General features: G+C 71.3%; 25 protein-coding genes. 11 read left to right on the top strand and 14 right to left on the bottom strand.

Annotated features, from left to right (window positions below):
- Positions 1-269 precede the first annotated feature (269 nt).
- The 6 genes from STRTU_RS27555 (at position 270) to STRTU_RS27530 (ending at position 6204) form a co-directional block, all read left to right on the top strand.
- The gene (locus STRTU_RS27555; RefSeq protein ID WP_159749613.1) at positions 270-1487 is read left to right on the top strand and encodes a sensor histidine kinase; all 1218 of its coding nucleotides are present in this window, start codon (positions 270-272) and stop codon (positions 1485-1487) included.
- Positions 1488-1533: 46 nt separating this feature from the next.
- Complete coding sequence (locus STRTU_RS27550) at positions 1534-2367, top strand: response regulator transcription factor (RefSeq protein WP_371873685.1); 834 nt, start codon at positions 1534-1536, stop codon at positions 2365-2367.
- Between the two features lie 148 nt (positions 2368-2515).
- Positions 2516-3325, top strand: coding sequence for an NAD-dependent epimerase/dehydratase family protein (locus STRTU_RS27545; RefSeq protein WP_159747333.1), 810 nt, complete (start codon positions 2516-2518; stop codon positions 3323-3325).
- A gap of 191 nt (positions 3326-3516) precedes the next feature.
- Entirely contained in the window at positions 3517-3789 is a 273-nt protein-coding gene (locus STRTU_RS27540; RefSeq protein ID WP_159747332.1) for a GlsB/YeaQ/YmgE family stress response membrane protein, read from the top strand.
- Between the two features lie 67 nt (positions 3790-3856).
- Entirely contained in the window at positions 3857-5107 is a 1251-nt protein-coding gene (locus STRTU_RS27535; protein WP_167539271.1) for a TerD family protein, read from the top strand.
- A gap of 215 nt (positions 5108-5322) precedes the next feature.
- Complete coding sequence (locus tag STRTU_RS27530; RefSeq protein ID WP_159747331.1) at positions 5323-6204, top strand: class I SAM-dependent methyltransferase; 882 nt, start codon at positions 5323-5325, stop codon at positions 6202-6204.
- A gap of 25 nt (positions 6205-6229) precedes the next feature.
- Here the strand turns inward: STRTU_RS27530 and STRTU_RS27525 are convergent, their stop codons facing one another.
- Both STRTU_RS27525 and STRTU_RS27520 read right to left on the bottom strand, forming a co-directional pair.
- Entirely contained in the window at positions 6230-7675 is a 1446-nt protein-coding gene (locus STRTU_RS27525) for an alkaline phosphatase PhoX (RefSeq protein ID WP_159747330.1), read from the bottom strand.
- A gap of 316 nt (positions 7676-7991) precedes the next feature.
- Positions 7992-9506, bottom strand: coding sequence for a hypothetical protein (locus STRTU_RS27520; RefSeq protein ID WP_159747329.1), 1515 nt, complete (start codon positions 9504-9506; stop codon positions 7992-7994).
- Positions 9507-9790: 284 nt separating this feature from the next.
- Here STRTU_RS27520 and STRTU_RS27515 point away from each other — a divergent pair, with 284 nt between their 5' ends.
- From STRTU_RS27515 to dapA, 3 genes are all read left to right on the top strand, one after another.
- Positions 9791-11629, top strand: coding sequence for an endonuclease/exonuclease/phosphatase family protein (locus STRTU_RS27515; RefSeq protein WP_159747328.1), 1839 nt, complete (start codon positions 9791-9793; stop codon positions 11627-11629).
- 125 nt (positions 11630-11754) lie between these two features.
- Positions 11755-11904: a hypothetical protein gene (locus tag STRTU_RS27510; RefSeq protein WP_018091848.1), complete on the top strand. Its 150-nt coding sequence runs from the start codon at positions 11755-11757 to the stop codon at positions 11902-11904.
- A gap of 146 nt (positions 11905-12050) precedes the next feature.
- Positions 12051-13001, top strand: coding sequence for a 4-hydroxy-tetrahydrodipicolinate synthase (gene dapA / locus STRTU_RS27505; protein ID WP_159747327.1), 951 nt, complete (start codon positions 12051-12053; stop codon positions 12999-13001).
- On the opposite strand, the gene STRTU_RS27500 is transcribed toward dapA, so the two are convergent.
- The 12 genes from STRTU_RS27500 to STRTU_RS27445 all read right to left on the bottom strand — a co-directional run bounded on the left by STRTU_RS27500 (position 12913) and on the right by STRTU_RS27445 (position 22716).
- Positions 12913-13851, bottom strand: coding sequence for an EI24 domain-containing protein (locus STRTU_RS27500; RefSeq protein ID WP_159747326.1), 939 nt, complete (start codon positions 13849-13851; stop codon positions 12913-12915). The genes dapA and STRTU_RS27500 overlap by 89 nt on opposite strands.
- Positions 13852-13950: 99 nt before the next feature.
- On the bottom strand, positions 13951-14952 hold the full coding sequence (gene dapD, locus STRTU_RS27495; RefSeq protein ID WP_159747325.1) for a 2,3,4,5-tetrahydropyridine-2,6-dicarboxylate N-succinyltransferase: 1002 nt from the start codon (positions 14950-14952) through the stop codon (positions 13951-13953).
- A 49-nt stretch (positions 14953-15001) separates the two neighbouring features.
- Positions 15002-15541, bottom strand: a complete 540-nt coding sequence (locus tag STRTU_RS27490) for a TetR/AcrR family transcriptional regulator (protein ID WP_159747324.1) — start codon at positions 15539-15541, stop codon at positions 15002-15004.
- Positions 15541-15861, bottom strand: a complete 321-nt coding sequence (locus STRTU_RS27485) for a DMT family transporter (RefSeq protein WP_159747323.1) — start codon at positions 15859-15861, stop codon at positions 15541-15543. Before STRTU_RS27485 ends, STRTU_RS27490 begins: the two co-directional genes overlap by 1 nt.
- Before the next feature lie 121 nt (positions 15862-15982).
- Complete coding sequence (locus STRTU_RS27480) at positions 15983-16318, bottom strand: metal-sulfur cluster assembly factor (RefSeq protein WP_159747322.1); 336 nt, start codon at positions 16316-16318, stop codon at positions 15983-15985.
- Complete coding sequence (gene sufU, locus STRTU_RS27475) at positions 16315-16773, bottom strand: Fe-S cluster assembly sulfur transfer protein SufU (protein ID WP_159747321.1); 459 nt, start codon at positions 16771-16773, stop codon at positions 16315-16317. Before sufU ends, STRTU_RS27480 begins: the two co-directional genes overlap by 4 nt.
- 56 nt (positions 16774-16829) lie before the next feature.
- Positions 16830-18086 (bottom strand): cysteine desulfurase, encoded by a 1257-nt coding sequence (locus STRTU_RS27470; protein ID WP_159747320.1) that lies wholly within the window; start codon positions 18084-18086, stop codon positions 16830-16832.
- The gene (gene sufC / locus STRTU_RS27465) at positions 18083-18847 is read right to left on the bottom strand and encodes a Fe-S cluster assembly ATPase SufC (RefSeq protein ID WP_127150285.1); all 765 of its coding nucleotides are present in this window, start codon (positions 18845-18847) and stop codon (positions 18083-18085) included. Before sufC ends, STRTU_RS27470 begins: the two co-directional genes overlap by 4 nt.
- Before the next feature lie 7 nt (positions 18848-18854).
- Entirely contained in the window at positions 18855-19172 is a 318-nt protein-coding gene (locus tag STRTU_RS27460) for a non-heme iron oxygenase ferredoxin subunit (protein WP_159747319.1), read from the bottom strand.
- A complete protein-coding gene (gene sufD, locus STRTU_RS27455) occupies positions 19169-20353 on the bottom strand; it encodes a Fe-S cluster assembly protein SufD (protein ID WP_159747318.1) in 1185 nt (394 codons plus the stop codon). The genes STRTU_RS27460 and sufD overlap by 4 nt, the downstream gene beginning before the upstream one ends.
- An 87-nt stretch (positions 20354-20440) precedes the next feature.
- A complete protein-coding gene (sufB, locus tag STRTU_RS27450) occupies positions 20441-21862 on the bottom strand; it encodes a Fe-S cluster assembly protein SufB (protein WP_159747317.1) in 1422 nt (473 codons plus the stop codon).
- The gene (locus tag STRTU_RS27445) at positions 21859-22716 is read right to left on the bottom strand and encodes a helix-turn-helix transcriptional regulator (RefSeq protein WP_159747316.1); all 858 of its coding nucleotides are present in this window, start codon (positions 22714-22716) and stop codon (positions 21859-21861) included. Before STRTU_RS27445 ends, sufB begins: the two co-directional genes overlap by 4 nt.
- Before the next feature lie 277 nt (positions 22717-22993).
- Here STRTU_RS27445 and STRTU_RS27440 point away from each other — a divergent pair, with 277 nt between their 5' ends.
- Positions 22994-23956 carry an ABC transporter ATP-binding protein gene (locus STRTU_RS27440; protein ID WP_159747315.1) on the top strand — a complete coding sequence of 321 codons (963 nt, stop codon included), beginning with the start codon at positions 22994-22996 and terminating at the stop codon, positions 23954-23956.
- Complete coding sequence (locus STRTU_RS27435; RefSeq protein ID WP_159747314.1) at positions 23953-24759, top strand: ABC transporter permease; 807 nt, start codon at positions 23953-23955, stop codon at positions 24757-24759. Before STRTU_RS27440 ends, STRTU_RS27435 begins: the two co-directional genes overlap by 4 nt.
- Positions 24760-24787 lie beyond the last annotated feature (28 nt).

Raw genomic sequence — 24787 nt, 5'->3', positions numbered from 1 at the left:
ACACCATGAGCAGCACCCGGACCGGTAGCCGAGGCCAAGCCGGCCATACCGGTTGGAGACCGCAATTACGCTGGGCGGATGAGCGTCGGGACGATGGCGGCGCGGGCCGGGGCCCGTTTCTTCGCCGTACGCGAGGCCGTCCGGTGCGGCTGACGGGCCGGATACGGGCTACGGGGGATCGCGTACGGCTTACGGGGCGGCGGCTGACGGGCCGGATACGGCTTACCGGCCGGCGCTGGGTCCATCTGGTCCTGGGCGGCGCGCTGTTGATGCCGTTCTTCCTGCTGGCCACGGTCTTCGTCCTGCCGGTGCTCGCGCCCGGCCCCGAACTGCTGCGCCAACCGGCCTATCACTTGGTCAGCTTCGCCTGCGCGCTGCCGCCGGCCGCCTTGGTGGCGCTGCTCTCCCCTCTGCTGCGTCCACTGGAAGTGGCGGCCGTACGGTCGCTGTGCGGGGTGCCCGCGGAGCGGCTGGCCGAGGGGCCGGCGGTTTCCTGGGCGGCCCGGCGGCGTACCGCGCTGTGGTTCGTGACGCATCTGCTGGCCGGTGGGATCGTCAGCGGGATGACGCTGGCCGCGCCACCCGCCGCGATGGCGCTGACCTTGCTGCCGTTCTCCGCCTCCCTGCGGCGCGTCACGCCGGGATGGCCGGACGCCTTCCACGGCGTACTGGGCCCGCTCACGGGGCTGGCTCTGCTGGCCCTGGTGGCCGGTACGTCCTGGGCCATGGGGACGCTGGTGGGCCGCGTCGCTCCCGTATTGCTGGGGCCCACACCCGCCGACCGACTGGCCGCCGCCGAGCGCCGGGCCGCCGATCTGGCCTCCCGCAACCGGCTGGCCCGCGAACTGCACGATGCGGTGGGGCATGCGCTGAGCGCGGCCACCCTGCAGGCGAGCGCGGCCCGCCGGGTCCTCGACACGGACCCGGAGTTCGCCCGGCAGGCGCTGGCCGCCATTGAGGACACCACCCGTGACGCGGTCGCCGAACTGGACACCGTACTCGGCCTGTTGCGCGAGGAGGACGGCGGCGATCCGGCGGTGCCCGCGCCCACTCTGGACGGGCTGGAGGCGCTGCTCGAACGGAGCCGCGCGGCGGGCGTCCGGGTCGAGACGACGACGCAGGGACGGTGTACGGGGCTGCCATCGATGGTCTCGCGGGAGGCGTACCGGATCGTGCAGGAGGGCCTGAGCAATGCGTTGCGGCACGCCGGGCCGGTGCCGGTGACGCTGCATCTGCACCGCACCGAGCGGGAGTTGACCCTGCGGATGGAGAACCCGGTGAGCGGCCCGGTGGCCGGCCCGGCGCCCGGCTCATCGGTCCCGGCGCCCCGTACGGGCGGGGGCCGCGGGCTACTGGGGATCGCCGAACGCGCCCGGCTGCTGGGCGGCGAGGCGGCGGCCGGGGCGCGGGACGGCGTATGGCGGCTGACGGCGCGGCTGCCGCTGGCGGGGAGGGAGCGCGGTGGGCGCGGGGATGTGCAGGCGTAGGGGGGCCGAGACAAACGCCGGGGGACGGGAGACAGGGGGCGGGGAGATGGCCAGGGCTGGGGGCGACGGGGGGACGATGGGCGACGGCGGCAAGAGGAACGGCAGCGGAGGCGCCAACGGGAACGGCAACGGCGGCGTCTGCGTCGACGACGGCAACGGCAACGGCAACGAGCATGTCTGCGGCGGCAACGGCGACATCCTCAGCGACCGCGACCGGCCCCGCCCCCTCCGTATCGTCCTCGCCGACGACGAACAGATGGTGCGCTCGGCGCTGCGCGCGATCCTGGGCGCCGAGGGCGATATGGAGGTCGTCGGCGAGGCGTCGACCGGCGCCGAGGCGGTGCCGCTGATCCGTGAACTGCGCCCGGACATCGTGCTGATGGACGTCCGGATGCCGGAGATCGACGGGATCCGGGCGACCGAGCAGGTGCTCGCCGGGATGGACCGGCCGCCGCGCATCATCGTGGTGACGACCTTCGAGAACGACGCCTATGTGTACGACGCGCTGCGGGCCGGTGCCAGCGGGTTCCTGCTCAAGCGGTCCGGGGCGGAGGACCTGGTACAGGCCGTACGGCTGGTGGCACGCAGCGACTCGCTGCTGTTCCCGGCCGCGGTACGGCAGTTGGCCGCCCGGCACGCCGGGGAGCGGGCCGCGGACGACGCGGCGCGGCTGCTGCGGGCCCGGCTGTCGGAGCGGGAGCGGGCGGTGCTGCGGCTGATGACCGCCGGGATGACGAACGCCGAGATCGCGGACCGGCTGGGGGTGGGCCCGGCCACGGTCAAGACACATGTGGCGGGGGTCCTGGCCAAGCTCGGGGTACGGGACCGGACCCAGGCGGTGATCGCCGCGTACGAGTGCGGGTTCGTACGGCCGGGGTGAGGGCGGACCTCGTACGGCCGGGGTGAGGGCGGGGCCCCGGCCCGCCGCAAGCCGATTCACACCCCCCGTCAAGCGTCTTGACCGGCCAGAATCCGGCTTTTTACGGTGCTTCAGGGGGTCCCGACATCTGCGTGAGGAGTCGCCGCCCATGACCGCACCCCGCACCGTTCTGCTCACCGGCGCCGCCGGCGGCGTCGGCACCCTGATGCGTGAGCTGCTGCCGCCGTACGGCTACCGGCTGCGCCTGTTCGACCAGCGGCCCGTGGACGGCGAACCGGACGCGATCACCGCCGAGTTGGCCGATACGGAGACGCTGCGCGCGGCGGCGGACGGGGTCGACGCGATCGTCCATCTCGCCGGTATCTCCCTGGAAGCCCCGTTCGAGGAGATTCTGCGCGCCAACATCGAGGGCACCTACCGCCTGTACGAGGCGGCGCGCGCGGCAGGCGTCCGACGGGTCGTCTTCGCCTCCTCCAACCACGCCGTCGGCTTCACCCCGCGCCCCGCGGACGGCTCCGCCGCCATCCCCGTTGGCACGCCCCGCCGCCCCGACACCTACTACGGACTGTCCAAGGGCTTCGGCGAGGACCTCGCCTCGCTCTACTGGGACCGGCACGGTATCGAGACCGTCTCGGTCCGGATCGGCTCCTGCTGTCCGGAGCCGACCTCGGTACGGATGCTGTCGATCTGGCTGAGCCCGGCCGACTGCGCGCGGCTGCTGGACGCCGCGCTCACCGCGCCCGGCGTGGGCCACACCATCGTCTACGGCTCCTCCGCCAACACCCGTCTGTGGTGGGACCTGTCGACCGCCCGCGCCCTGGGGTACACCCCGCGGGACGACTCCGAGCCGTACGCGGCCGAGCTGATAGCCGCCCAGGGCACGCTGGACCCCACCAACCCCGACCACACCCATCTCGGCGGCACCTTCTGCACCGACCCGCCCCAGTGGCCACACTGACGGGCACACCACCCACGGCCGTACCGCACCCCACAGCCGTACCGCGCCCCCGGCCGTACCGCGCACAACAGCAAGCCGCACCGCCCCCACCGACCCCGCACACCACACAGGCCCCACCACGGAACCCGTGCCCCCCACCAGGCGTCCTCGTCTACGTACCGATTTCTCCGCGCTGGAACGAGGAACGCATCATGGGCATCGTCAGCTGGCTCGTACTCGGGCTGATCGCGGGCGTCATCGCCAAGGTTCTGCTGCCGGGACGCGACCCGGGAGGGCTTATCGGCACGACCCTCATCGGCATCGTCGGGTCCTTCATCGGCGGCTGGCTCTCCACCAAGTTTCTGAACGAGCCGATTCCGAAGGACTTCGGCGAGCCGAGGATGTGGGTCGCCTCGATCGCCGGGGCCCTGGTCCTGCTGATCGGCTACCGGCTGCTGTTCGGCAACTCCCGCGAACGCCGGTGAGCGGGCCGGGCGGTCATCCGGCCGCGGGTAATGGAACCGCAAAGGCGCGCCGATCGTTGACCCCGGCATGACCGCTATGACTCCTGGCTCGAACCTCCCGCTCAGCGCCGCGCGGGTGGCGGTGGACGTCACCGCCCCCGTGCGGCTGGACGTCTCGGGCCTGCTGCTGGCCGCCGACGGCAAGGTGCGCTCCGACGACGACTTCGTGTTCTACAACCAGCCGACCGGGCCGGGCGTGACGCACTCCGCGGCGGCCGGCGGCGGCGACACCATCACGGTGGACACCGCTGCGGTGCCCGAGGGCATCGAGAAGATCGTGGTCACCGCGAGCCTGGACACCCCCGGCGCGACCTTCGCCGGCACCGAGCCCACCGGCACGGTCCGTAATGCCGACGACGGCAGCGTCCTCGCCTCCTTCACCCCGCCGCAGCTGGGCACCGAGACCGCGCTGGTGGTCGTCGAGATCTACCGCCGCGCCGGTGCCTGGAAGGTCCGCGCGGTCGGCCAGGGCTACGCCAACGGCCTGGCGGGGATCGCCACCGACTTCGGCGTCAGCGTGGAGGAACCGGCCGCCCCGGCCGCCGCCCCGCAGGCACCCCCCGCTCCCCCGGCCGCAGCGCCCGCCGCACCCGCGGGCCAGTGGGGTCCGCCCACCGGCGCCCCGGTACCGGCCGCGCCCCCGGCCCCCGCGGCCGCGGCCGCCGCGCCGCCCGCCGCCCCGGCCGCACCACCCGCCCCCGGCAAGATCAACCTCGACAAGGGCCGCGTCAGCCTCCAGAAGAACCAGACCGTCTCCCTGGTCAAGGGCGGCCGCCCGCTGCTCAGCTCGGTGCGGATGGGCCTCGGCTGGGAGCCCGCCTTCCGCGGCAAGAGCATCGACCTGGACGCCTCCGTGATCGCCTACGGGCCGGACCGCAAGAAGGTCGACAACTGCTTCTTCGGCAAGCTGACGATCCTGAACGGCGCCATCCAGCACTCCGGCGACAACCTCACCGGCGAGGGCGCCGGCGACGACGAGGCGATCACCGTCCACCTCGGCGGGCTGCCCCCGCAGGTGACGGGCCTGGTCTTCGTCGTGAACTCCTTCTCCGGCCAGAAGTTCTCCGATGTCGCCAAGGCGTACTGCCGACTGCTGGACGCCCAGAGCGGCGAGGAGCTGGTCCGCTTCGACCTCACCCACTCGGAGCCCCGTACGGGCGTGATGATGGCCAAGCTCATCCGCCAGTTCTCCGGCGAGTGGGAGATGACCGCGATGGGCGAGTACGTCGATTCCCGCACGGTCCGCGGCATGGTCAAACCAGCCGGCCAGGCACTCTGAGCGAGCCCCTGACGCCCGCCTCCCTGACGGCTCGGCCCGGTCCCTGACGTCCCCGGCGCCGTCAGGGCCCGGGCCGGGGACGTCAGCCGCAGCGCGCCACTCCCAGCGGCGGCCCTTCCCCGGTCCGGAAAGGTCCAGGACTGAGAATTGTGCCGCCACGCCCCGCACCGCAGAAGCGGTCACGGCATCCCCAGGGCACGCACGAGGAGCGTTCGATGACGCAGCAGCCGCCGCCGGCCGGCCCCGCGGATCCCCCGGACGGACCGGCGCCCCCGGACCTTCCCGACCGGGTCGCGCGGGTCTACGGCGCGGATGACCTCAGCACCGTCCCCGCCTTCGCCGGCGGCTTCATCAACTTCGGCTACTGGACGGGCCTGCCGAGCCCCGCGGACCGGAAGCTGACCCGGGCCGACCGGGTGCGCAGCGAGGAAGATCTCTACCGCCTGGTGCTGGGCACCTTCGACCGGCCGCGGGGCCGCACCGCCCTGGACGTCGGCTGCGGGCGCGGGCTGGGCTGTGCGCTGGCGCTGCGGGAGTTCGGCCTGGCGCCGGTCATCGGGCTGGACGCGCACCCCGACCAGATCGCCCGTGCCCGGGAGGCCAACGCGGACCTGCTCGCCGGGCCCGCGGACGCCCCCGGCCGGCTGGAGTTCGTCCTGGGCGCGGCCCAGCGCATCCCGCTCCCCGACGGTTCCGTCGACTGCCTGTTCTCGGTCGAGGCGGCGCAGCACTTCCGCGATCTGTCCGGTTTCGCCCAGGAGGCCGCGCGGGTGCTGCGCCCGGCAAAAGGCCGGCTGGCGCTGACCACGTTCTTCGCCCGCACCCGGGCGGCCGCCCGCGCCCTGCCCGAGTTGCTGCCCCCGTTCGCCGACGGCCTGGACGTCCCGCATGTGGTCGACGAGGTCGCGGCGGCACTGACCGCGGCGGGTCTGCGCGAGGTGCGGGTCCGGCCGATCGGCGACGGGGTCTGGGAGTCCTACGACCGCTATATGGCCCAGCAGCCGGAGCTCCACGACGACGAGTGGCCGCGCCGCTATCTGACGGCGTACGAGACCGGTCTGCTGGACTACTACCTGCTGACGGGGGCGGCAGCCTGAGCCGCCGCCCCCGCCCGCCGTACGGCTACGGCTGGCGCTGCCGCCGCTGCCGCTTCCACGGCCCGGTGATGGCCAGCATGATGCCGGGCTCCTGGATGTTGGCGAACAGCGTGCGCCCGTCCGGGGAGAACACCGGCCCGGTGAACTCGCTGAACTGGGGCTCGTCCGCGGTACCGATGTTGAGGTCGTTACGGGCGATCGGGTAGGTCCGGCCGTCGTCGGTGGCACCGAAGAGGTGCTGGACGCCCTCGCCGTCCTCGGCGATGATCAGCCCGCCGTAGGGCGAGACGGTGATGTTGTCGGGGCCGTCCAGGGCGCCGTCCTTCGACGGTTCCTTGTTGACGCCCAGCAGCACCTTCAGGGTCAGCGTCCGCCGCCGCGGGTCGTAGAACCAGACCTGGCCGTCGTGCTGGACAGGGCTCTCGTCACGGGCGAAGGAGGACACCACATACGCGCCGCCGTCCGCCCACCACAGGCCCTCCAGCTTGCGGGCGCGGGTGATCTCGCCGTCCTTGAACTGCTTGCGCACCGAGACCTTACGGGCGTCGCGGTCGGGGACCTCGACCCAGTCGACGCCGTAGACGGTGCCGGGCTTGGTGGCACGCGAGAGGTCGTCGACGAACCGGCCGCCGGAGTCGAAGCACTTGAAGGCCTCCAGCACTCCGGCGTCACCGGCGAGCGAGCGCAGCTGGCCGCGGCCGTGGCGGAAACCGTGCGGCGGGGTCCAGCGGTAGAAGAGGCCGTTGGGTGTGCCGGCGTCCTCGGTCAGATAGAGGTGGCCGCGCTTGGGGTCGACGACGACGGCCTCGTGGGCGTAGCGGCCCAGCGCCTTGACGGGCTGGGGGTCGTGGCCGGCCCGGCGGTCGTAGGGGTCGACCTCGAAGACATAGCCGTGGTCCTTGGTCATGCCGTGCTCGCCGGCCTTGTCCTCGGTTTCCTCGCCGGTGAGCCAGGTGCCCCAAGGGGTGGTGCCGCCCGCGCAGTTGGTGGAGGTACCGGCGATGCCGACCCACTCGCCGACCGGGCTGCCGTCCTTGGCGACCTCGACGACGGTGCAGCCGCCGGACGCCGCCGGGTCGTAGACCAGCCCGTCGGCCAGCGGCACCGGGTGCGGCCAGTCGGCGCGCGGGCCCTTCAGCTCGTGGTTGTTGACCAGGAGGGTGGTGCCGCGCTGGCCCTCGAAGGTGCCGGTGCCGTCGTGGTTGGAGGGCGTGGACTCACCGCTGTCCAGCTTGGTGACCCCGGTCCGGGTGATGATCCGGTACGAGAACCCGGCGGGCAGCGCGAGGATGCCGTCCGGGTCAGCGATCAGCGGGCCGTAGCCGATTCCTTGCCCGTCCCCCGCGCTGTCCGGTGCCTCCTCGCCGATGGCTCCGGGCGCCGTGGCCAGCACGCCGACGGTGCCGGCCAGTGCGACCCCCGCACCGGTGAGGGCGGAACGTCTGGCGAAGTCTCTGCGGGTGAGCGGCATTGTCATCTCCTGGATGGCCGGTTTCTTCTCCCCTGTGCCTGCGGGCACACGCTCTCGTGCGCTGTCGAACTCCAGTTGAACGCGGCACGACATCCGGGAAGCAGTTGGCACCGGGCGGCTGTCCTCAGCCGTCGGGCAGCCGGCACGGCGTCCCGGGGTATCCCGTCCAGGAGCGCCGGCGCGCCCAGGTCGGCGTGGCGGATGACCGGTTCGCGCGGGCTGGTGAAGCGAAGGGCGGGGGCCGCCGACCGGGCCGGCCGCCCCCGTCCCTGTGGAGACCGGCGCAGACCGGCCCCGCGGCCGTAACGGCCGTAACTCAGCCCGACTGGCGCGACCGGGCCTTGAACGCGGCCTTGCGGGCCTCCTTGGCGGCCTTCTTGTCCGGGTGCAGGCGGCCCATGGCCTCCAGGACGTCGGCGGCGGCGGGGTGGTCGACCCGCCAGACGGTGTCGAAGAAGCCGCTGTGCTGTTCGGTCAGGCCCTGTACCAGGTCGCGGAGCTCGGTCGCGGCGTCGTCGTCGGCGATGTCGAGCTGCGCCGCGATGGTGTCCACCGTCAGCCAGAAGATCATTTCCTGGGAGGGCTCGGGGATGCCGGGCAGGCCGCGTTCGGCGAGCCAGACCCGGGACAGGCCGCCGAGCTGCCGGTCGTCGAGTACGTCGCGCAGTGCGGCCTCGGCGTCCGGCGAGATCAGCGAGAGGGTCTGCTGGGCGGCGAGGCGGCGCCGCGGGGCGCGCTCGTCGTCGCCGCGGGCGGCGGTGAGCAGGTCGCGGGCGGCGTCCAGGGGCGTACGGGCGGCGAGCCAGAGCTCGGACTCGGCCTGGGCGAGGCCCTCGGGGTACTCGGGCAGCGCGTCCAGGAGGACATCGGCGCCCTTGTCGGCGAGGTCGCCGACGGCGGGGGCGTGCACGCCCGCGTCCAGCATCCGGGCGCGCACCGCGTAGACGCCGAGCGGGGTGAGGCGGACCAGGCCGTAGCGGGAGACGTCCTCGTCGGTCAGCGGCTCGGCGCCGGAGGACCCCCCGGGCCCCTGCGGGAGGGCCGCTTCGCCGTCCTCGTCCAGCTCCTCGATGAGCGATTCGTCGACGGGCTGGTAGGCGACCAGCCCGATCGGTTCCAGCACCCGGAACTGGTCGTCCAGGCGCATCATCGCCTCGGAGACCTCTTCGAGGACCTCGTCCGTGGGCTCGTCCATATCGTCCGGGACGATCATGGAGGCGGCCAGTGCGGGCAGCGGAACCTCCTGGTCAGGGCGCTCGTTCAGGGCCGTGAGCAGATAGAGGTTGCCGAGGATGCCGTCCAGCAGCTCGGCCTCCTCCTCCGGGTTCCAGTCGAGCGCGTCCAGGTCCAGTTCGCCGCCCTCGGTGAGCTGGTCGGCGAGGTCGGCGAGGTCGGGGGCGGCCGCGTCGGCGAGCACGGTCTCCATGCCGCCGAGCCAGATGTCGAGGATGTCCTGCGGGCTGCCGGAGGTGAGCAGGCCCAGCTCCTCGCCGGGGGTGGCGATGCCGGCCGCGGCGTCGTCGGGGAGGTCGGCGCCGTCCTCGCTCTCCTCGGTCTCCGCGATCTCCACGAGACCGGTGTCCACCGCGAGCTGCCAGGCTTCGGCGGTGTAGGCGGCGCCGTCCTCGTCGGCGGTCAGGCCGAGGTGCTCGGTGGCTGCGGCCAGCGGCTCCTCCAGGATCTGGCCGCCGACGCCGACCGGGACGCCGCGCTCGGCCCAGCGGGCGAGCTTCGCGGCACGGGCCATCAGGGGCGCGCTCAGCGCGTCCCGGGCCAGTTCCGCTTCGGAGTGCAGCCGCACCGGCGGCAGGGTCGGGCGGTCTGCGGACATCGGGTGCTCAGCTCCTCGGACGGACTACGGCTGGGGGTACTCCCCCAGCTACCGCTGGGAGGACCCCCACCCAGCGGTAGCTGGGGTGTGCGCCGCCCAAGCGTAGACGGAATTCTCCGTATCTCGGACGGTTCACCCACGCGCCCCCTGCTGGTTACCCGCAGAAGCTTGACAACTCCCTTACGTGCGCAACAGATTGACGCAGATCGACGCGCGTAGCGCGCTTCGTTCTCGCTCCGTATTCACGTTGCCGTAGCCACCCCCCATACCTCTCGGAGGCATCCATGCCGTCCCGTCGTTCGCTCCGCAGAACGGCCGTCGCCAGCGCGGTGGTCTGCGCCGCCCTGGCCGGCGGACTGCTGACCGCCACCCAGTCCGCCTCGGCGGCCGGCGCCCGGATCCACGACATCCAGGGCAGCACCCGAATATCCCCGCTGGCCGGACAGCAGGTCAGCGAGGTGCCCGGTACGGTCACCGCGATCCGCTCGTTCGGCTCGGCGCGGGGCTTCTGGGTGCAGGACCCGCACCCGGACAAGAACCCGGCCACCAGCGAGGCGGTCTTCGTCTACACCGGCAAGGAGACGCCGAAGGTCGCGGTCGGTGACGCGGTCACCTTCTCCGGCACGGTCAGCGAGTACTACCCGGGCGGCAAGGACGCCGGTCTGCAGTCGGTCACCGAGATCACCGACGCGACCTGGAAGACCGACTCCGCCGACGCCCCGCTGCCGGCCGCCTTCAAGCTCAACCCGGCCTCGGTGCCGAACCGTTACGCCCCCGACGCGGGCGGCAAGAGCATCGAATCCCTGAAGCTGCGCCCCTCCTCGTACGCCCTGGACCGCTACGAGTCCCTGGAGGGCATGCGCGTCACGATGTCGGACGCCCCGGTCGTGGGGGCGACCAACACCCACCACGAGCTGTGGCTGACCGCCGAGCCGAAGCACCACCGCACCGCCCGCGGCGGCACGCTCTACCGCTCCTACCAAGACCCCAACGGCGGCCGGATCAAACTGGCGTCGCTGATCCCCTTCGCACAGCAGCCGTTCCCGGTGGCCGATGTCGGCGACGAGCTGACCGGCACCACCGCCGGGCCGCTGGACTACGACAACTTCGGCGGCTACACGCTCCAGGCCACCGAACTGGGCAAGCTCACCGACCACGGCCCGGAGCCGGAGAAGACCCGCAAGCAGAAGTCCGACGAGCTGGCGGTGGCCACCTACAACGTCGAGAACCTGTCGCCCAGTACCCCGCAGGCCAAGTTCGACCGGCTGGCCAAGGGGCTGGTGGAGCACCTCGCCTCCCCCGACGTGGTCGCGCTGGAGGAGGTCCAGGACGACAACGGCACCAAGGACAACGGTGTGGTCACCGCCGGCGCCACCCTCAAGAAGCTCACCGACGCCATCAAGGCGGCCGGCGGCCCGGCGTACGAGTGGCGGCAGATCGACCCGGCCAACGACCAGGACGGCGGCCAGCCCGGCGGCAACATCCGGGTGGCGTTCCTGTTCAACCCCGAGCGGGCCTCGTTCACGGACATCAAGGGCGGTGACGCCACCACCCCGGTGAAGGTGGTCGACGACCACGGCAAGGCCACGCTGTCCGCGTCGCCGGGCCGGATCGCGCCTGCCGACCCGGCGTGGAAGGACAGCCGCAAGCCGCTCGTCGGCCAGTTCGCGCTCAAGAGCCGCCCGGGGAGCCGGGTGTTCGTGATCGCCAACCACTTCAACTCCAAGGGCGGCGACCAGGCTCTGGACAGCCGTTTCCAGCCACCGGTCCGCAGCTCGGAGACCCAGCGCACCGCACAGGCCGAGCAGGTCAACGGGTTCGTCAAGGATCTGCTGGCCAAGGACCGGAAGGCCGCGGTGGTGGTGGCCGGCGACCTCAACGACTACCAGTTCTCGCCGGCCCTCAAGGCCCTCACCGCCGGCGGTGTGCTCACCGACCAGGTCAACCGGCTGCCCGCCGCCGAGCGCTACGGCTATGTCTACGGGGGCAACTCGCAGGTGCTGGACCACATGCTCACCAGCCGCCCGCTGACCCGCGCCGACTACGACATCGTGCACCTCAACGCCGAGTACGCCGACCAGGCCAGCGACCACGATCCGCAGGTGCTGCGGATCCGCCCGTAGCCCGGCGGACGGTCACCGCATGTGACTCCCCCGTCACCCGTCCGGCCCACGTCCGGGGGCCAACTGCCGCGGGGGGTGCGGTACTGGGCAGGTAAGAACCATTCGGCGAGACATAGGGAGTCACCATGCCGAAGTCCCAGAACCGTAAGTCGGGCAACAAGGACCGCGCCGCCGAGCGGCGCACCGACCAGCGGAAGCCGAAGTCGTCGGAGGAGTCCGCCGCCGAGCGGACCCAGGACCTGAAGCGTTCGCGGAACGGCCTGACTGGCGCGTGATGGGCCTGTGATGCCCGAGCGGCCGTCGCACCGAACGGTGCGGCGGCCGCTGCACGTTTCCCGGACCCACTCACGTAGCGATGCTTAACAAATCCCCCAGTGCAACTAAGTGGACGTGAAATATGAGGCGCGCTCACACTCCTGGCATGCAGACCATGACCCGCACCCCCGCACCGCCCTTCGGCCGCGTCGCGGCCGCCATGATCACCCCGTTCACCGCCGACGGCGCACTCGACACGGACGGCGCGCAGCGGCTCGCCACCCGCCTCGTCGACGACGGCGGCTGCGACGCCCTGGTCCTGAGCGGCACCACCGGGGAGTCCCCGACCACCTCCGACGCCGAGAAGGAGACCCTGCTGCGGGCCGTGGTCGAGGCCGTCGGCGACCGGGCGCGGATCACCGCGGGGGTCGGCACCAGCGACACCCGGCACACTGTCGCCCTGGCCCGGGGCGCCGAACGGGCGGGCGCACACGGCCTGTTGGTGGTCACGCCGTACTACTCGCGGCCCACCCAGGAGGCCGTGAGCCACCATCTGCGGACCGTCGCGGACGCCACCGGACTGCCGGTGATGCTCTACGACATCCCGGGCCGGACCGGCACCGCGCTGACCGCCCGGACCCTGCTGCGGCTGGCCGCCCATCCGCGGATCGCGGGGGTCAAGGACTGCGGCTACGACCTGCTGAAGTCCGCGAAGGTGCTGGCCGCGACGGACCTGGCCTACTACGCGGGCTGCGACGAACAGATCCTGCCGCTACGGGCCCTCGGCGGCGCGGGCTGCGTCAGCACCGTCGCCAATGCCGCACCCCGGGCGGTGCGCGCCGTACTGGACGCCTATGACGCCGGGGACACGGCCACGGCGGCCCGCCGTCAGCTGGCCCTGGTCCCGCTCATCGAGGCGGTGACCGGCGGGGAGGCCCCCGGCACGGTCACCGCGAAGGCGCTGCTGGATCACCTCGGACTGCCCGCGGGACCGGTCCGCGGCCCGCTGCTGGCGGCGGACGCCGAACTCACCAGCCGGCTGGCGGACGCGCTGCGGACGACCCTGGACCGGACTGCTGATGCGGATACGGCGGTGCCTGCGGGGGTCCCTGGTTAGGCGGGAAGGGCGCGGGCGCCGGCCCGAAGCCGCCCGGCGCGCCGGGCTGCCCGTACGGAGCCGCTGCGGCGTTCTGCCCGACGGCCTCCGCGCCCGGCTCCGACGGCTCCTCCGGGCCCGGCACCAGGTCGCGGACCAGCAGCGTCGCCCCGGCGACCGCGCCCGGCATCAGCACCACCGCGACGAACGGGATCAGGAACAGCAGCACGATGGGGGTGCCGAAGCCGACCGCGAGCCCCTTGCGGCCGCGCAGCATCCGGAGCCGCTCGCGCACCGGGATGTCCCGGCGCTGCATGGCCACCGAGGTCAGCTCGACGGCGAGGAAGAAGCCGGAGACACAGAAGCCGATGGCGGGGACCACGGTCTGCCCGATGAACGGCACGAAGCCGAGGAAGAACAGCAGGATGCCGAAGCCCGCGGCCCGCAGCAGCACATGGACGCTGTCACGGAGCGCGATCCAGATCTCCTGCCACACCGGCCGGTCCGGGGACGGCGGGCAGTTCCCCTCGGACTCCTCGACCTTCTCCGAGAGCGACTCATAGAAGGGATCGCCGATCAGCAGGGTGGTCGCGGTGAAGGTCAGCACCGCGAGCGTCAGCCCGCCGGCGAACAGCAGCGCCACGAACACCCCGCGCAGCAGCCCCTGCCAGGGCGAACCCCAGCCGTCGGCGAACGGCGTCGCCCAGGCCGCGATATCGCCGGACCAGATGGCGAGCGCGACGAGCACCCCGGCGTACAGGACCAGCGCGATCAGCGCCGGAATCAGCCCGAATCCCCACCACCGGCCGTGCTGGGCGACCCAGCGCTGCCCCTTGCCCAGATACCGCATCCCCGCTACAAGATCACGCATGGGCGTAAGCCTATCGGCGTCCGGCCGGGCCGGGGACCGGGGCGGCGGACAACAACGGCCCGGCGGATGACCGCCGGGCCGTGGTGTGACCGTGTCCGCTCAGTTGTGGCTGTGCAGCACCTCGTTGAGGCCGCCCCACTCCGCCTTGTTCGGGCGGGCCTCGACGGTGCCGGTGGTCGAGTTGCGGCGGAAGAGGATGTTGTCCGCGCCGGAGAGCTCCAGGGCCTTGACGATCTGGCCGTCGGGCAGCGTGACCCGGGTGCCCGCGGTGACATACAGACCGGCCTCGACGACACACTCGTCGCCCAGCGCGATACCGATACCCGACTCGGCGCCGAGCAGGCAGCGCTCACCGATCGAGATGATCTGCTTGCCGCCGCCGGACAGGGTGCCCATCGTGGAGGCGCCGCCGCCGATGTCGGAGCCGTCGCCGACGACGACACCCGCGCTGATCCGGCCCTCGACCATGGAGGTGCCCAGCGTCCCGGCGTTGAAGTTGACGAAGCCCTCGTGCATGACGGTGGTCCCGGCGGCGAGGTGCGCGCCCAGGCGCACCCGGTCGGCGTCCGCGATCCGCACACCGGCAGGCGCGACATAGTCCGTCATCCGCGGGAACTTGTCGATACCGGTGACCATCAGATGCAGCCCCTCGGCACGGGCGTTCAGCCGCACCGTCTCCACCCGGTCGACGGCCACCGGACCCAGCGAGGTCCAGGCGACGTTGGCCAGCAGGCCGAAGACGCCCTCCAGGTTCTGCCCGTGCGGCTTGACCAGCCGGTGGCTGAGCAGGTGGAGGCGCAGGTACGCGTCGTGGGCGTCCAGCGGCTTGTCGTCGAGGGAGGCGATGACCGTCCGGACGGCGACGACCTCGACCTCGCGGACCGGGTCGGGACCGGTCGCCTTGAGCACGGCGTTGCCCAGCAGTTCGGCGGCGCGCGCGTCGTCCAGCCGCTCGGTGCCGGCCGGACCGAGGTCCGCGGTGGAGGCGGCGACCAGTTCGGGCGCCGGGAACCAGGTGTCGAGAACGGTGCCGTCGGAGGTGACGGTGGCGAGCCCGGCGGCGACGGCGCCGGTCGTACGGGGAGAAGCAGCATCGGTCATGTTCGAAACCTAACCGGAGGGCCCCCGCCGAGGCGAACCGGGCCGCCGCTCAGCCCAGCACTCCGGCCAGCCCGGCCCGTACCGACGCGGGATCGAAGGGCTGCCCGGTCAGCAGATGCTGCAACAGCAGCCCGTCGGTCAGCGCCACCACGGCCCGCGCGGTCCGGACATCGCCGATCCGCTGTCCGAGCACCCGCACCATCTCGTCCAGACACTCCGCGGCGATCGGCCGCACCGCCTCGCGGCGAAGCGCCGTCAGATACAGCTCGTACTCCAGCTCCATCCGCGAGCGGTCCCCGGCCAGGGCCTCCTCGATGAACCGGGCGACCTCCTCGGCGAGCGGCGCCGCCGGGTCGATCCCCTCGGCCCAGCGCGCGAAGTCGGCCAGACAGACCCGGTTGACCTGCCGCAGCGCGGCGATCAGCAGCTCGTCCAGGGACGCGAAGTGGTACGTGGTCGAGCCGAGCGGCACATCCGCCGCGGCCGCCACCGAGCGGTGGCTGAGCCCGGCGATCCCCCGCTCGCCGACCACCGCGATCGCCGCGTCGATGATCCGCTGCCGCCGGTCCGGATCGTAGCGCCGCGCCATCAGTGTGCCCCGTCCAGATTGAGCACCACGACGCCGCCGATGACCAGCAGCACCCCGAGGATCTTCAGCGCGGTGGCGCTCTCCCCCAGGAACACCATCCCGATCGCGGCGATCAGCGCCGTCCCGGCCCCGGCCCAGATGGCATACGCCGTGCCGACGCTCATCGATTTGAGGGTCTGCGCGAGCAGGAAGAAGGCGAGCAGATAGCCCGCCGCGGTGTACACCGACGGCCACAGCTTGCTGAACCCGTCGCTGTACTTCATCGCGGTGGTCGCGAGCACCTCGGAGAGGATCGCGCCGGCAAGCGTCACATAGACCATGCGTACGAGCGTACACAGCGTTGCGTACGGTCGTACATACCTGTGCGGCCCGGAACGCGCGATACGGCCGTGCCCGCCAGTGGTGGCTGGCGGGCACGGCCGTATCGCTGAGAAGACCTCGTCAGACGTTGAAGCCCAGCGCGCGGAGCTGCTCGCGGCCGTCGTCGGTGATCTTGTCCGGGCCCCACGGGGGCATCCAGACCCAGTTGATCTTCAGTTCGCTGACGATGCCGTCCGTGACGGACTTCGCCTGGTCCTCGATGACATCGGTCAGCGGACAGGCCGCGGAGGTCAGCGTCATGTCGATGGTGGCGATATTGGCGTCGTCGATGTGGATGCCGTAGATCAGCCCCAGGTTGACGACATCGATGCCCAGCTCGGGGTCCACGACGTCGTACAGCGCCTCGCGGACCTCCTCCTCGGAGGCAGGCTTCGTGGTGGTCGGGGTGTCGGTCATGCGGTCTTCGCCTCCTCGGAGAGGGCCTTGGCCGTGGCGTCCTTCCAGGCCATCCAACTGAGCAGCGCACACTTCACGCGCGCCGGGTACTTGGAGACTCCGGCGAACGCCACCGCGTCCTCCAGGATCTCCTCCATCGCGTCATCCGGTTCGAGCTGCCCCTTGGACTGCATCAGCTCCAGGAACGTCTCCTGGATCTTCTGCGCGTCCCCGAGCTGCTTGCCCACCAGGAGCTCGTTGAGCACCGACGCGCTGGCCTGGCTGATGGAGCAGCCCTGGCCCTCGTAGGACACATCCTCAATCGTCGCGCCGTCGAGCCGCACGCGCAGCGTGATCTCGTCACCGCACGTGGGGTTGACATGGTGCACCTCGGCGTCGCCGTCCCGCAGACCGCGCCCATGGGGGTGCTTGTAGTGGTCCAGGATGACGTCCTGGTACATGGAATCCAGCTTCACGGCTCAGTCAGTCCTCGTCCTCATCCGCTGTGCTCGGGTTTACGGTCTCTGTTTGTCTAACCGAAGAAGTTGCGGACGTGCTCCAGGCCCTCGACCAAGGCGTCGACCTCGGCGGGCGTGGAGTACAGATAGAACGACGCTCGCGTGGTCGCGGGAATTCCGTAGCGCAGGCAGACCGGCCGTGCGCAGTGGTGGCCCACCCGGACCGCGATGCCCTGCTCGTCCAGCACCTGGCCGACGTCGTGCGGATGGATGTCGCCGAGCGTGAAGGAGATCGTCGCCCCGCGGTCCTCGGCCGTGCTCGGGCCGATGATGCGCAGGTCCGGGACCTCCAGCAGCCGCTTGACGGCGTACTCGGTGATCGCGTGCTCATGCGCGGCGATGTTGTCCATGCCGATCGAGGTGAGGTAGTCCACGGCCGCGCCGAGGCCGACGGCCTGGGCGATCGGGGGCGTACCGGCCTCGAACTTGTGCGGGGCGGGCGCATAGGTCGAGGAGTGCATCGAGACGGTCTCGATCATCTCGCCGCCACCGAGGAACGGCGGCAGGTCCTCCAGCAGCTCCTGGCGGCCCCAGAGGACGCCGATGCCGGTCGGGCCGCACATCTTGTGGCCGGTGAAGGCCACGAAGTCGGCCTGCAGCGCCTGCACGTCCAGCACCATGTGCGGGGCGGCCTGCGAGGCGTCGATGCAGACCAGCGCGCCGACCTCCTGGGCGCGGCGGATGATCGTCTCGACCGGGTTGACGGTGCCCATGATGTTGGAGACCAGCGTGAAGGAGACGATCTTCGTCTTCTCGGTGATGATCTCGTCGATGTCGGACAGGTCGAGCCGGCCGTCGTCGGTGATGCCGAACCACTTCAGCTTCGCGCCGGTGCGCTGCGCCAGCAGCTGCCACGGGACGATGTTGGAGTGGTGCTCCATCTCCGTGATGACGATCTCGGTCTCGTGGTCCACGCGGTAGGGCTCATCGGCCCAACCGAGCATGTTGGCCACGAGGTTGAGCGACTCGGAGGCGTTCTTGGTGAAGATCACCTCGTCGCGGCTCGGGGCGTTGATGAAGGCGGCCACCTTGTCGCGCGCGCCTTCGTACAGCGCCGTGGCCTCCTCGGCGAGCACATGCACGCCGCGGTGGACGTTGGCGTTGTGACGTTCGTAGTAGGCGTTCAGGGCGTCGAGGACCTGGCGCGGCTTCTGCGAGGTCGCCGCGTTGTCCAGATACACGACCTTCTTCCCGTCGTGAACCTGGCGGTCCAGAAGGGGGAAGTCCTTACGGATCGCCTCTGTGTCGAGGAGGCCCGGCAGCTGTGTCACGCGGTTGCGCCACCCTTCGTGTAAGCCTCGTAGCCCTCGGCCTCCAGCTTGTCGGCGAGCTCGGCACCGCCGGACTCGGCGATCCGGCCGTTGGCGAAGACATGGACCTGATCGGGCTTGATGTAGCGCAGGATGCGCGTGTAGTGCGTGATCAGCAGGGTGCCGACCTCACCGGTCTCGCGGACGCGGTTGACGCCCTCGGAGACGGTGCGCAGCGCGTCGACGTCCAGACCGGAGTCGGTCTCGTCGAGGATCGCGATCGCGGGCTTCAGCAGCTCCAGCTGGAGGATCTCGTGGCGCTTCTTCTCACCGCCGGAGAAGCCCTCGTTGACGTTGCGCTCGGCGAACGCGGGGTCCATCTGGAGGCGCTCCATGGCCTCCTTGACCTCCTTGACCCACAGCCGCAGCTTGGGGGCCTCACCGCGGATCGCGGTCGCGGAGGTCCGCAGGAAGTTGGAGACCGAGACGCCGGGCACCTCGACCGGGTACTGCATGGCGAGGAAGACGCCGGCCCGCGCGCGCTCGTCGACGGACATCTCCAGGACGTCCTCGCCGTCGAGGGTGACGGTGCCGCCGGTGATCGTGTACTTGGGGTGACCCGCGAGAGAGTAGGCGAGGGTCGACTTGCCGGAGCCGTTGGGGCCCATGATGGCGTGCGTCTCGCCCTGCTTCACGGTCAGGTCGACGCCCTTCAGGATCTCGCGCGGGCCGTTCTCGGCCTCGACGGAGACGTGCAGGTCGTGGATCTCAAGCGTTGCCATGGGGAACTCAGGACTCCTGGGTGACGGAGACGAGCACGTCGTCCCCTTCGATCTTTACGGGGTATACGGGGACGGGGCGCGTCGCGGGAAGGCCGCTGGGCTTGCCGGTGCGCAGGTCGAAGCTCGAACCGTGCAGCCAGCACTCGATCGAGCAGTCCTCGACCTCGCCTTCCGAGAGCGAGACGTTCGCATGCGAGCAGATGTCGTTGATCGCGAACACCTCGCCCTCGGTGCGGACCAGCGACACCGGCGTACCGTCGAGTTCCACCCGCTTCGGGGTGTCCTCCTCCAGCTCGCTGAGCGCCGCTACGCGTACGTACGTCATGCCGCGGCCGCTTCCAGCTCGGCCTCGATCTTGCTCATCAGACGCTCTTCGACGTCCGGGAGACCGATCTGCTGGACCAGCTCGGCGAAGAAGCCGCGGACGACCAGGCGGCGGGCCTCGTCGGCCGGGATACCGCGGGCCATCAGGTAGAACAGCTGCTCGTCGTCGAACCGGCCGGTCGCCGAGGCGTGGCCGGCACCGACGATCTCACCGGTCTCGATCTCCAGGTTGGGCACCGAGTCGACCCGCGCGCCGTCGGTGAGGACGAGGTTGCGGTTGAGCTCGTAGGTGTCCGTCCCGGTCGCCGCGGCCCGGATCAGCACGTCGCCGATCCATACGGCGTGCGCGTCATCGCCCTGCAGCGCGCCCTTGTAGACCACGTTCGAGCGGCAGTTGGTCGCCTCGTGGTCGACGAAGAGCCGGTGCTCGTGGTGCTGGCCCTGCTCGGTGAAGTACAGACCGTAGAACTCGGCCTCACCGCCGGGGCCCGCGTAGGTGACGCGCGGGTGCAGCCGGACGAGGTCGCCGCCGAAGGTGACCACCACGGACTTGAAGCTCGCGTCCCGGCCGACCAGGGCGTTGTGCTGGCCCGCGTGGACCGCGTGGTCGTCCCAGTCCTGGACGGAGACGACGGTCAGCTTGGCGCCGTCACCGAGGAGGTAGTCGACGTTGGCGGCGAGCACCGCGTCACCGGTGTGGTCGATGACCACAACCGCCTCGGCGAACGCGCCGAGCTCGATGACCTGGTGGCCATAGGCCGTGCCGCCCTCACCGTGGACAGTGATCCGGATCGGCTCGGAGAGCTGCGCCTCCTTGGGAACCGAGATCACCGACGCCTTCTCGAAGGAGCTGTACGCCTGGGCGGCGACCCGGTCGACGGGCTTGCCCGCCTTGCCGACCCGCGGGTCGGCGCGGTCGACCAGCTCATGCGTGACGCCCTCGGGCGCGGTGATGTCGATCTTCAGGTCGGGACCGCCGGCCTCGGCGCTGCCGTCGTGCAGGCCCTTCAGGCGCGCGAGAGGCGTGAAGCGCCACTCCTCCTCGCGGCCGTGCGGCACCGGGAAGTCCGCCACGTCGTAGGACGGCGGGGCGCTCATCCGGGTGGCGACGGTGGACTCCGCGGCCACCGCGATGGAGCCGGTGGTCGTGGAACCCGCCGGGATGTTCTGAGCCTCAGCCATGGCTGTCGTAGTGCTCGCTTTCTGGTTGCGATCCTCGGCCTGCCCGCAGGACGGCCGCCGCGTCGGTCGTTGAGTGTGCCGTGGCCGTCAGCCGACCGCGCCTTCCATCTGCAGCTCGATCAGGCGGTTGAGCTCCAGCGCGTACTCCATCGGCAGCTCACGGGCGATCGGCTCGACGAAACCACGGACGATCATCGCCATCGCCTCGTCCTCCGACAGACCGCGCGCCATCAGGTAGAAGAGCTGGTCCTCGCTGACCTTGGAGACGGTCGCCTCGTGGCCCATGGAGACGTCGTCCTCGCGGACGTCCACGTAGGGGTAGGTGTCCGAACGGGAGATGGTGTCCACCAGCAGGGCGTCACACAGCACGTTGGACTTGGAGCCCGCGGCGCCCTCGCCGATCTCGACCAGACCGCGGTAGGAGGTCCGGCCACCGCCGCGCGCCACCGACTTGGAGACGATGTTGGAGGAGGTGTTCGGCGCCATGTGGACCATCTTGGAGCCGGCGTCCTGGTGCTGGCCCTCGCCCGCGAAGGCGATGGACAGGGTCTCGCCCTTGGCGTGCTCACCCATGAGGTAGACGGCCGGGTACTTCATGGTCACCTTGGAGCCGAGGTTGCCGTCGACCCACTCCATGGTCGCGCCCTCGTAGGCGACGGCACGCTTGGTGACCAGGTTGTAGACGTTGTTCGACCAGTTCTGGATGGTCGTGTAGCGGCAGCGGCCGCCCTTCTTCACGACGATCTCGACGACCGCGGAGTGCAGCGAGTCCGACTTGTAGATCGGCGCCGTGCAGCCCTCGACGTAGTGGACGTAGGCGTCCTCGTCGACGATGATCAGCGTCCGCTCGAACTGGCCCATGTTCTCGGTGTTGATCCGGAAGTAGGCCTGCAGCGGGATGTCGACGTGGACACCCTTGGGCACGTAGATGAACGAACCGCCGGACCACACCGCGCTGTTCAGCGACGCGAACTTGTTGTCGCCGACCGGGATGACCGTGCCGAAGTACTCCTGGAAGATCTCCGGGTGCTCCTTGAGCGCGGTGTCCGTGTCCAGGAAGATGACGCCCTGCTCCTCCAGGTCCTCACGGATCTGGTGGTAGACGACCTCGGACTCGTACTGCGCGGCGACACCGGCGACCAGGCGCTGCTTCTCCGCCTCGGGGATGCCGAGCTTGTCGTAGGTGTTCTTGATGTCCTCGGGCAGGTCCTCCCAGGAGGCGGCCTGCTGCTCCGTGGAGCGGACGAAGTACTTGATGTTGTCGAAGTCGATGCCCGACAGGTCCGAGCCCCAGTTGGGCATGGGCTTCTTGTCGAACAGCTTCAGGCCCTTGAGGCGGAGCTTGAGCATCCACTCCGGCTCGTTCTTCTTCCCCGAGATGTCGCGGACGACGGCCTCGGAAAGACCGCGCTTGGCGGAGGCGCCGGCCACGTCGGAGTCGGCCCAGCCGTATTCGTACTTGCCCAGGCCCTCAAGCTCAGGGTGAGCAGTCTCCGTGGGGAGCGTCATGCGGGGTTCCTCCCGGCCGTGCTTGCAGATGCTGTGGTGGTCTTGCTGGTGCGTGCGGTGCTGTGAGCGGCCTTGCCGGCACCGGCCTTCGGGATGAAGGTCGTGCACACCCCGTCGCCATGGGCGATGGTGGCAAGCCGCTGTACATGGGTCCCGAGCAATCGGGAGAAGACCTCGGTCTCCGCCTCACACAGCTGCGGGTACTGCTCGGCGACATGGGCGACCGGGCAGTGGTGCTGGCAGAGCTGTTCACCGAGCTGGGGATTGGGGGCGCTGCGCGCCGTAGCAGCGTACCCGTCCGCGGTCAATGCCCTCGCAAGGGCCTCGGTGCGGGCCTCCGGCTCGGCGGCCTCGACCGCCTCGCGGTAGCCCACGGCCTGCGCGGCGAGCCGCGCGCGGGCGAACGCGGCGACGGCCGCCTCGCCCTTCTCGCCGCCGCCGGCGCTCTGCGCGATCCAGCGCAGCGCATCGGAGGCGAGCTGGTCGTAGGCCTGGTCGAAGGCGTCCCGTCCGCAGTCGGTGAGGGCGAAGGCGCGGGCCGGTCGGCCCCGGCCGCGGTTGCCGTAGACGCGCTTCTCGCGCGGCTCGACAACGCCCTCCGCGGCCAGCGCGTCCAGATGCCGGCGGACGGCCGCCTGGGTCAGCTCCAGGCGGAGGGCGAGCTCGGCCGCGGTGGACGGACCGTGGTCGAGAATGGAGCGGGCGACCCGGTTGCGGGTGCCCTGTTGTTCGTCATGCGGCGCCGCGGGATGTGGGGCGGCCCCTCGCCGCTCGGTCTTCTCGGGCGCGGAGGGGGCCGGCCCTTCGGTCTGCTCGACCGCGGGCCCTTCCTTTTCCTCGCTCGCGTATTTCACAACGCCATTGTTGCGTAATTCGTCAAAGTGATTCAAGCCTCGCCCGGGCCACGAACGGGTGGCCTCTATCACTTAGGGTTACCTAATTCAAGTACCCGACAGAGCGGAAAAAGCGCCCCCGACCTGCGCGGGCGCGTTCCGGCCCGGCAGCCGCGCACCGGGCGCCGCGGGCGCTCGAAATCCGTTCGGTCCGGCACCGCCAGATCGGGGAACGAGCCCCGTCAGCCCCCACGCCCCCGTTGAAGGCCCACCTGCCACTCTCCGTAGACTGCCCGGCATGCCCAGCACCTCCCCGGGGGGCGCCCCCCGGCCCCCTGGCGAAGAACCTGCCGTCGAGATCACCGGCCTGGTCAAGCGATACGGGACCAAGACCGCCGTGGACGGGCTCGACCTGACCGTCGCCCGTGGCACGGTCACCGCCGTACTCGGCCCGAACGGCGCCGGCAAGACCACCACCGTCGAGACCTGCGAGGGCTACCGCCGCCCGGACGCCGGCCGGGTGCGGGTGCTGGGCCTGGACCCGGTCGCCGACGCCGCGGCGCTGCGGCCGCGGATCGGCGTGATGCTGCAGTCCGGCGGCGTCTACGCGGGCGCCAGGGCCGAGGAGATGCTGCGGCACACCGCCACCCTGCACGCCCACCCCCTCGACGTCGGCACGCTCATCGACCGGCTCGGCCTGGGCGGCTGCGGCCGCACCCCCTACCGGCGGCTGTCCGGCGGCCAGCAACAACGGCTGGCGCTGGCGATGGCCGTGGTCGGCCGCCCCGAGCTGGTCTTCCTGGACGAGCCGACGGCCGGGCTCGACCCGCAGGCCCGGCACGCCACCTGGGACCTCGTACGGGAGCTGCGCACCGACGGCGTCAGCACCGTACTGACCACACACTTCATGGACGAGGCCGAGCAGCTCGCCGACGATGTCGCGATCATCGACGGCGGCCGGGTGATCGCCCAGGGCAGCCCGGACGAGCTGTGCCGTGGTGGCGCGGAGAACAGCCTGCGCTTCACCGGCCGCCCCGGCCTCGACCTCGGCTCGCTCCTCAAGGCCCTGCCCGCGGACAGCGCCGCCACGGAGCCCGCCTCAGGCGTCTACCGCGTCCACGGCAAGGTCAACCCGCAGCTGCTGGCCACCGTCGCCTCCTGGTGCGCCCAGAACGGCGTGATGCCCGACGCGATAGCCGTCGAACGGCACACCCTGGAGGACGTCTTCTTGGAACTCACGGGCAAGGAGCTGCGCGCATGACCACCACCGAGGCCGGTGGCGTCACCGGCACGTTCAGCCCGCGGCCCGGTGCGGCCCCGCTGCCCCGGATGATCCGCGCGCAGGCGGCCCTGGAGACCAGGATGCTGCTGCGCAACGGTGAGCAGCTGCTGCTGACCGTGATCATCCCGACGCTGCTGCTGGTGCTGTTCTCCGCCGTCGACATCATCGCGGTGCCCACCGGCACCGCCGGCGGCGCGGGCCGCTCCGTCGACTTCCTGGCGCCCGGCATCCTGGCGCTCGCCGTGCTGTCCACCGCCTTCACCGGCCAGGCCATCGCGACCGGTTTCGAGCGCCGCTACGGCGTGCTCAAGCGGCTGGCCGTCTCGCCGCTGCCGCGCTGGGGGCTGATGGCCGCCAAGACCTGTGCGGTGCTGGTCACCGAGGTCCTGCAGATCACGCTGCTGACGGCGGTCGCGCTGGCCCTGGGCTGGTCGCCGCAGGGCAGTCCGCTCGCGGTGGTGCTGCTGCTCCTCCTGGGCACCGCCGCCTTCTCGGGCCTGGGCCTGCTGATGGCCGGCACGCTCAAGGCGGAGGCCACCCTGGCCGCGGCCAACCTGGTGTTCCTGCTGCTGCTGGTCGGCGGCGGGGTGGTCGTCCCGCTGGAGAAGTTCCCGGAGGCCGCCCAGAGCGTGCTCGGGCTGCTGCCGATCACGGCACTGTCCGACGGACTGCGCGAGGTGCTCCAGCACGGCGCCGGTATCCCCTGGCCGGACCTCGGCATCCTGGCCGTATGGGCGGCGCTCGGGCTCGGTGCCGCGGCGCGGTTCTTCCGCTGGGAGTGAGCCGCCGGACAGCCGTTGCGCGGAGCGG

Origin of the sequence: Streptomyces tubercidicus, assembly GCF_027497495.1 — a bacterium.
GTDB lineage: Bacteria > Actinomycetota > Actinomycetes > Streptomycetales > Streptomycetaceae > Streptomyces > Streptomyces tubercidicus.
The sequence above is the reverse complement of the archived record's forward strand: the minus strand, read 5'-3'. Positions and strand labels throughout refer to the sequence as shown.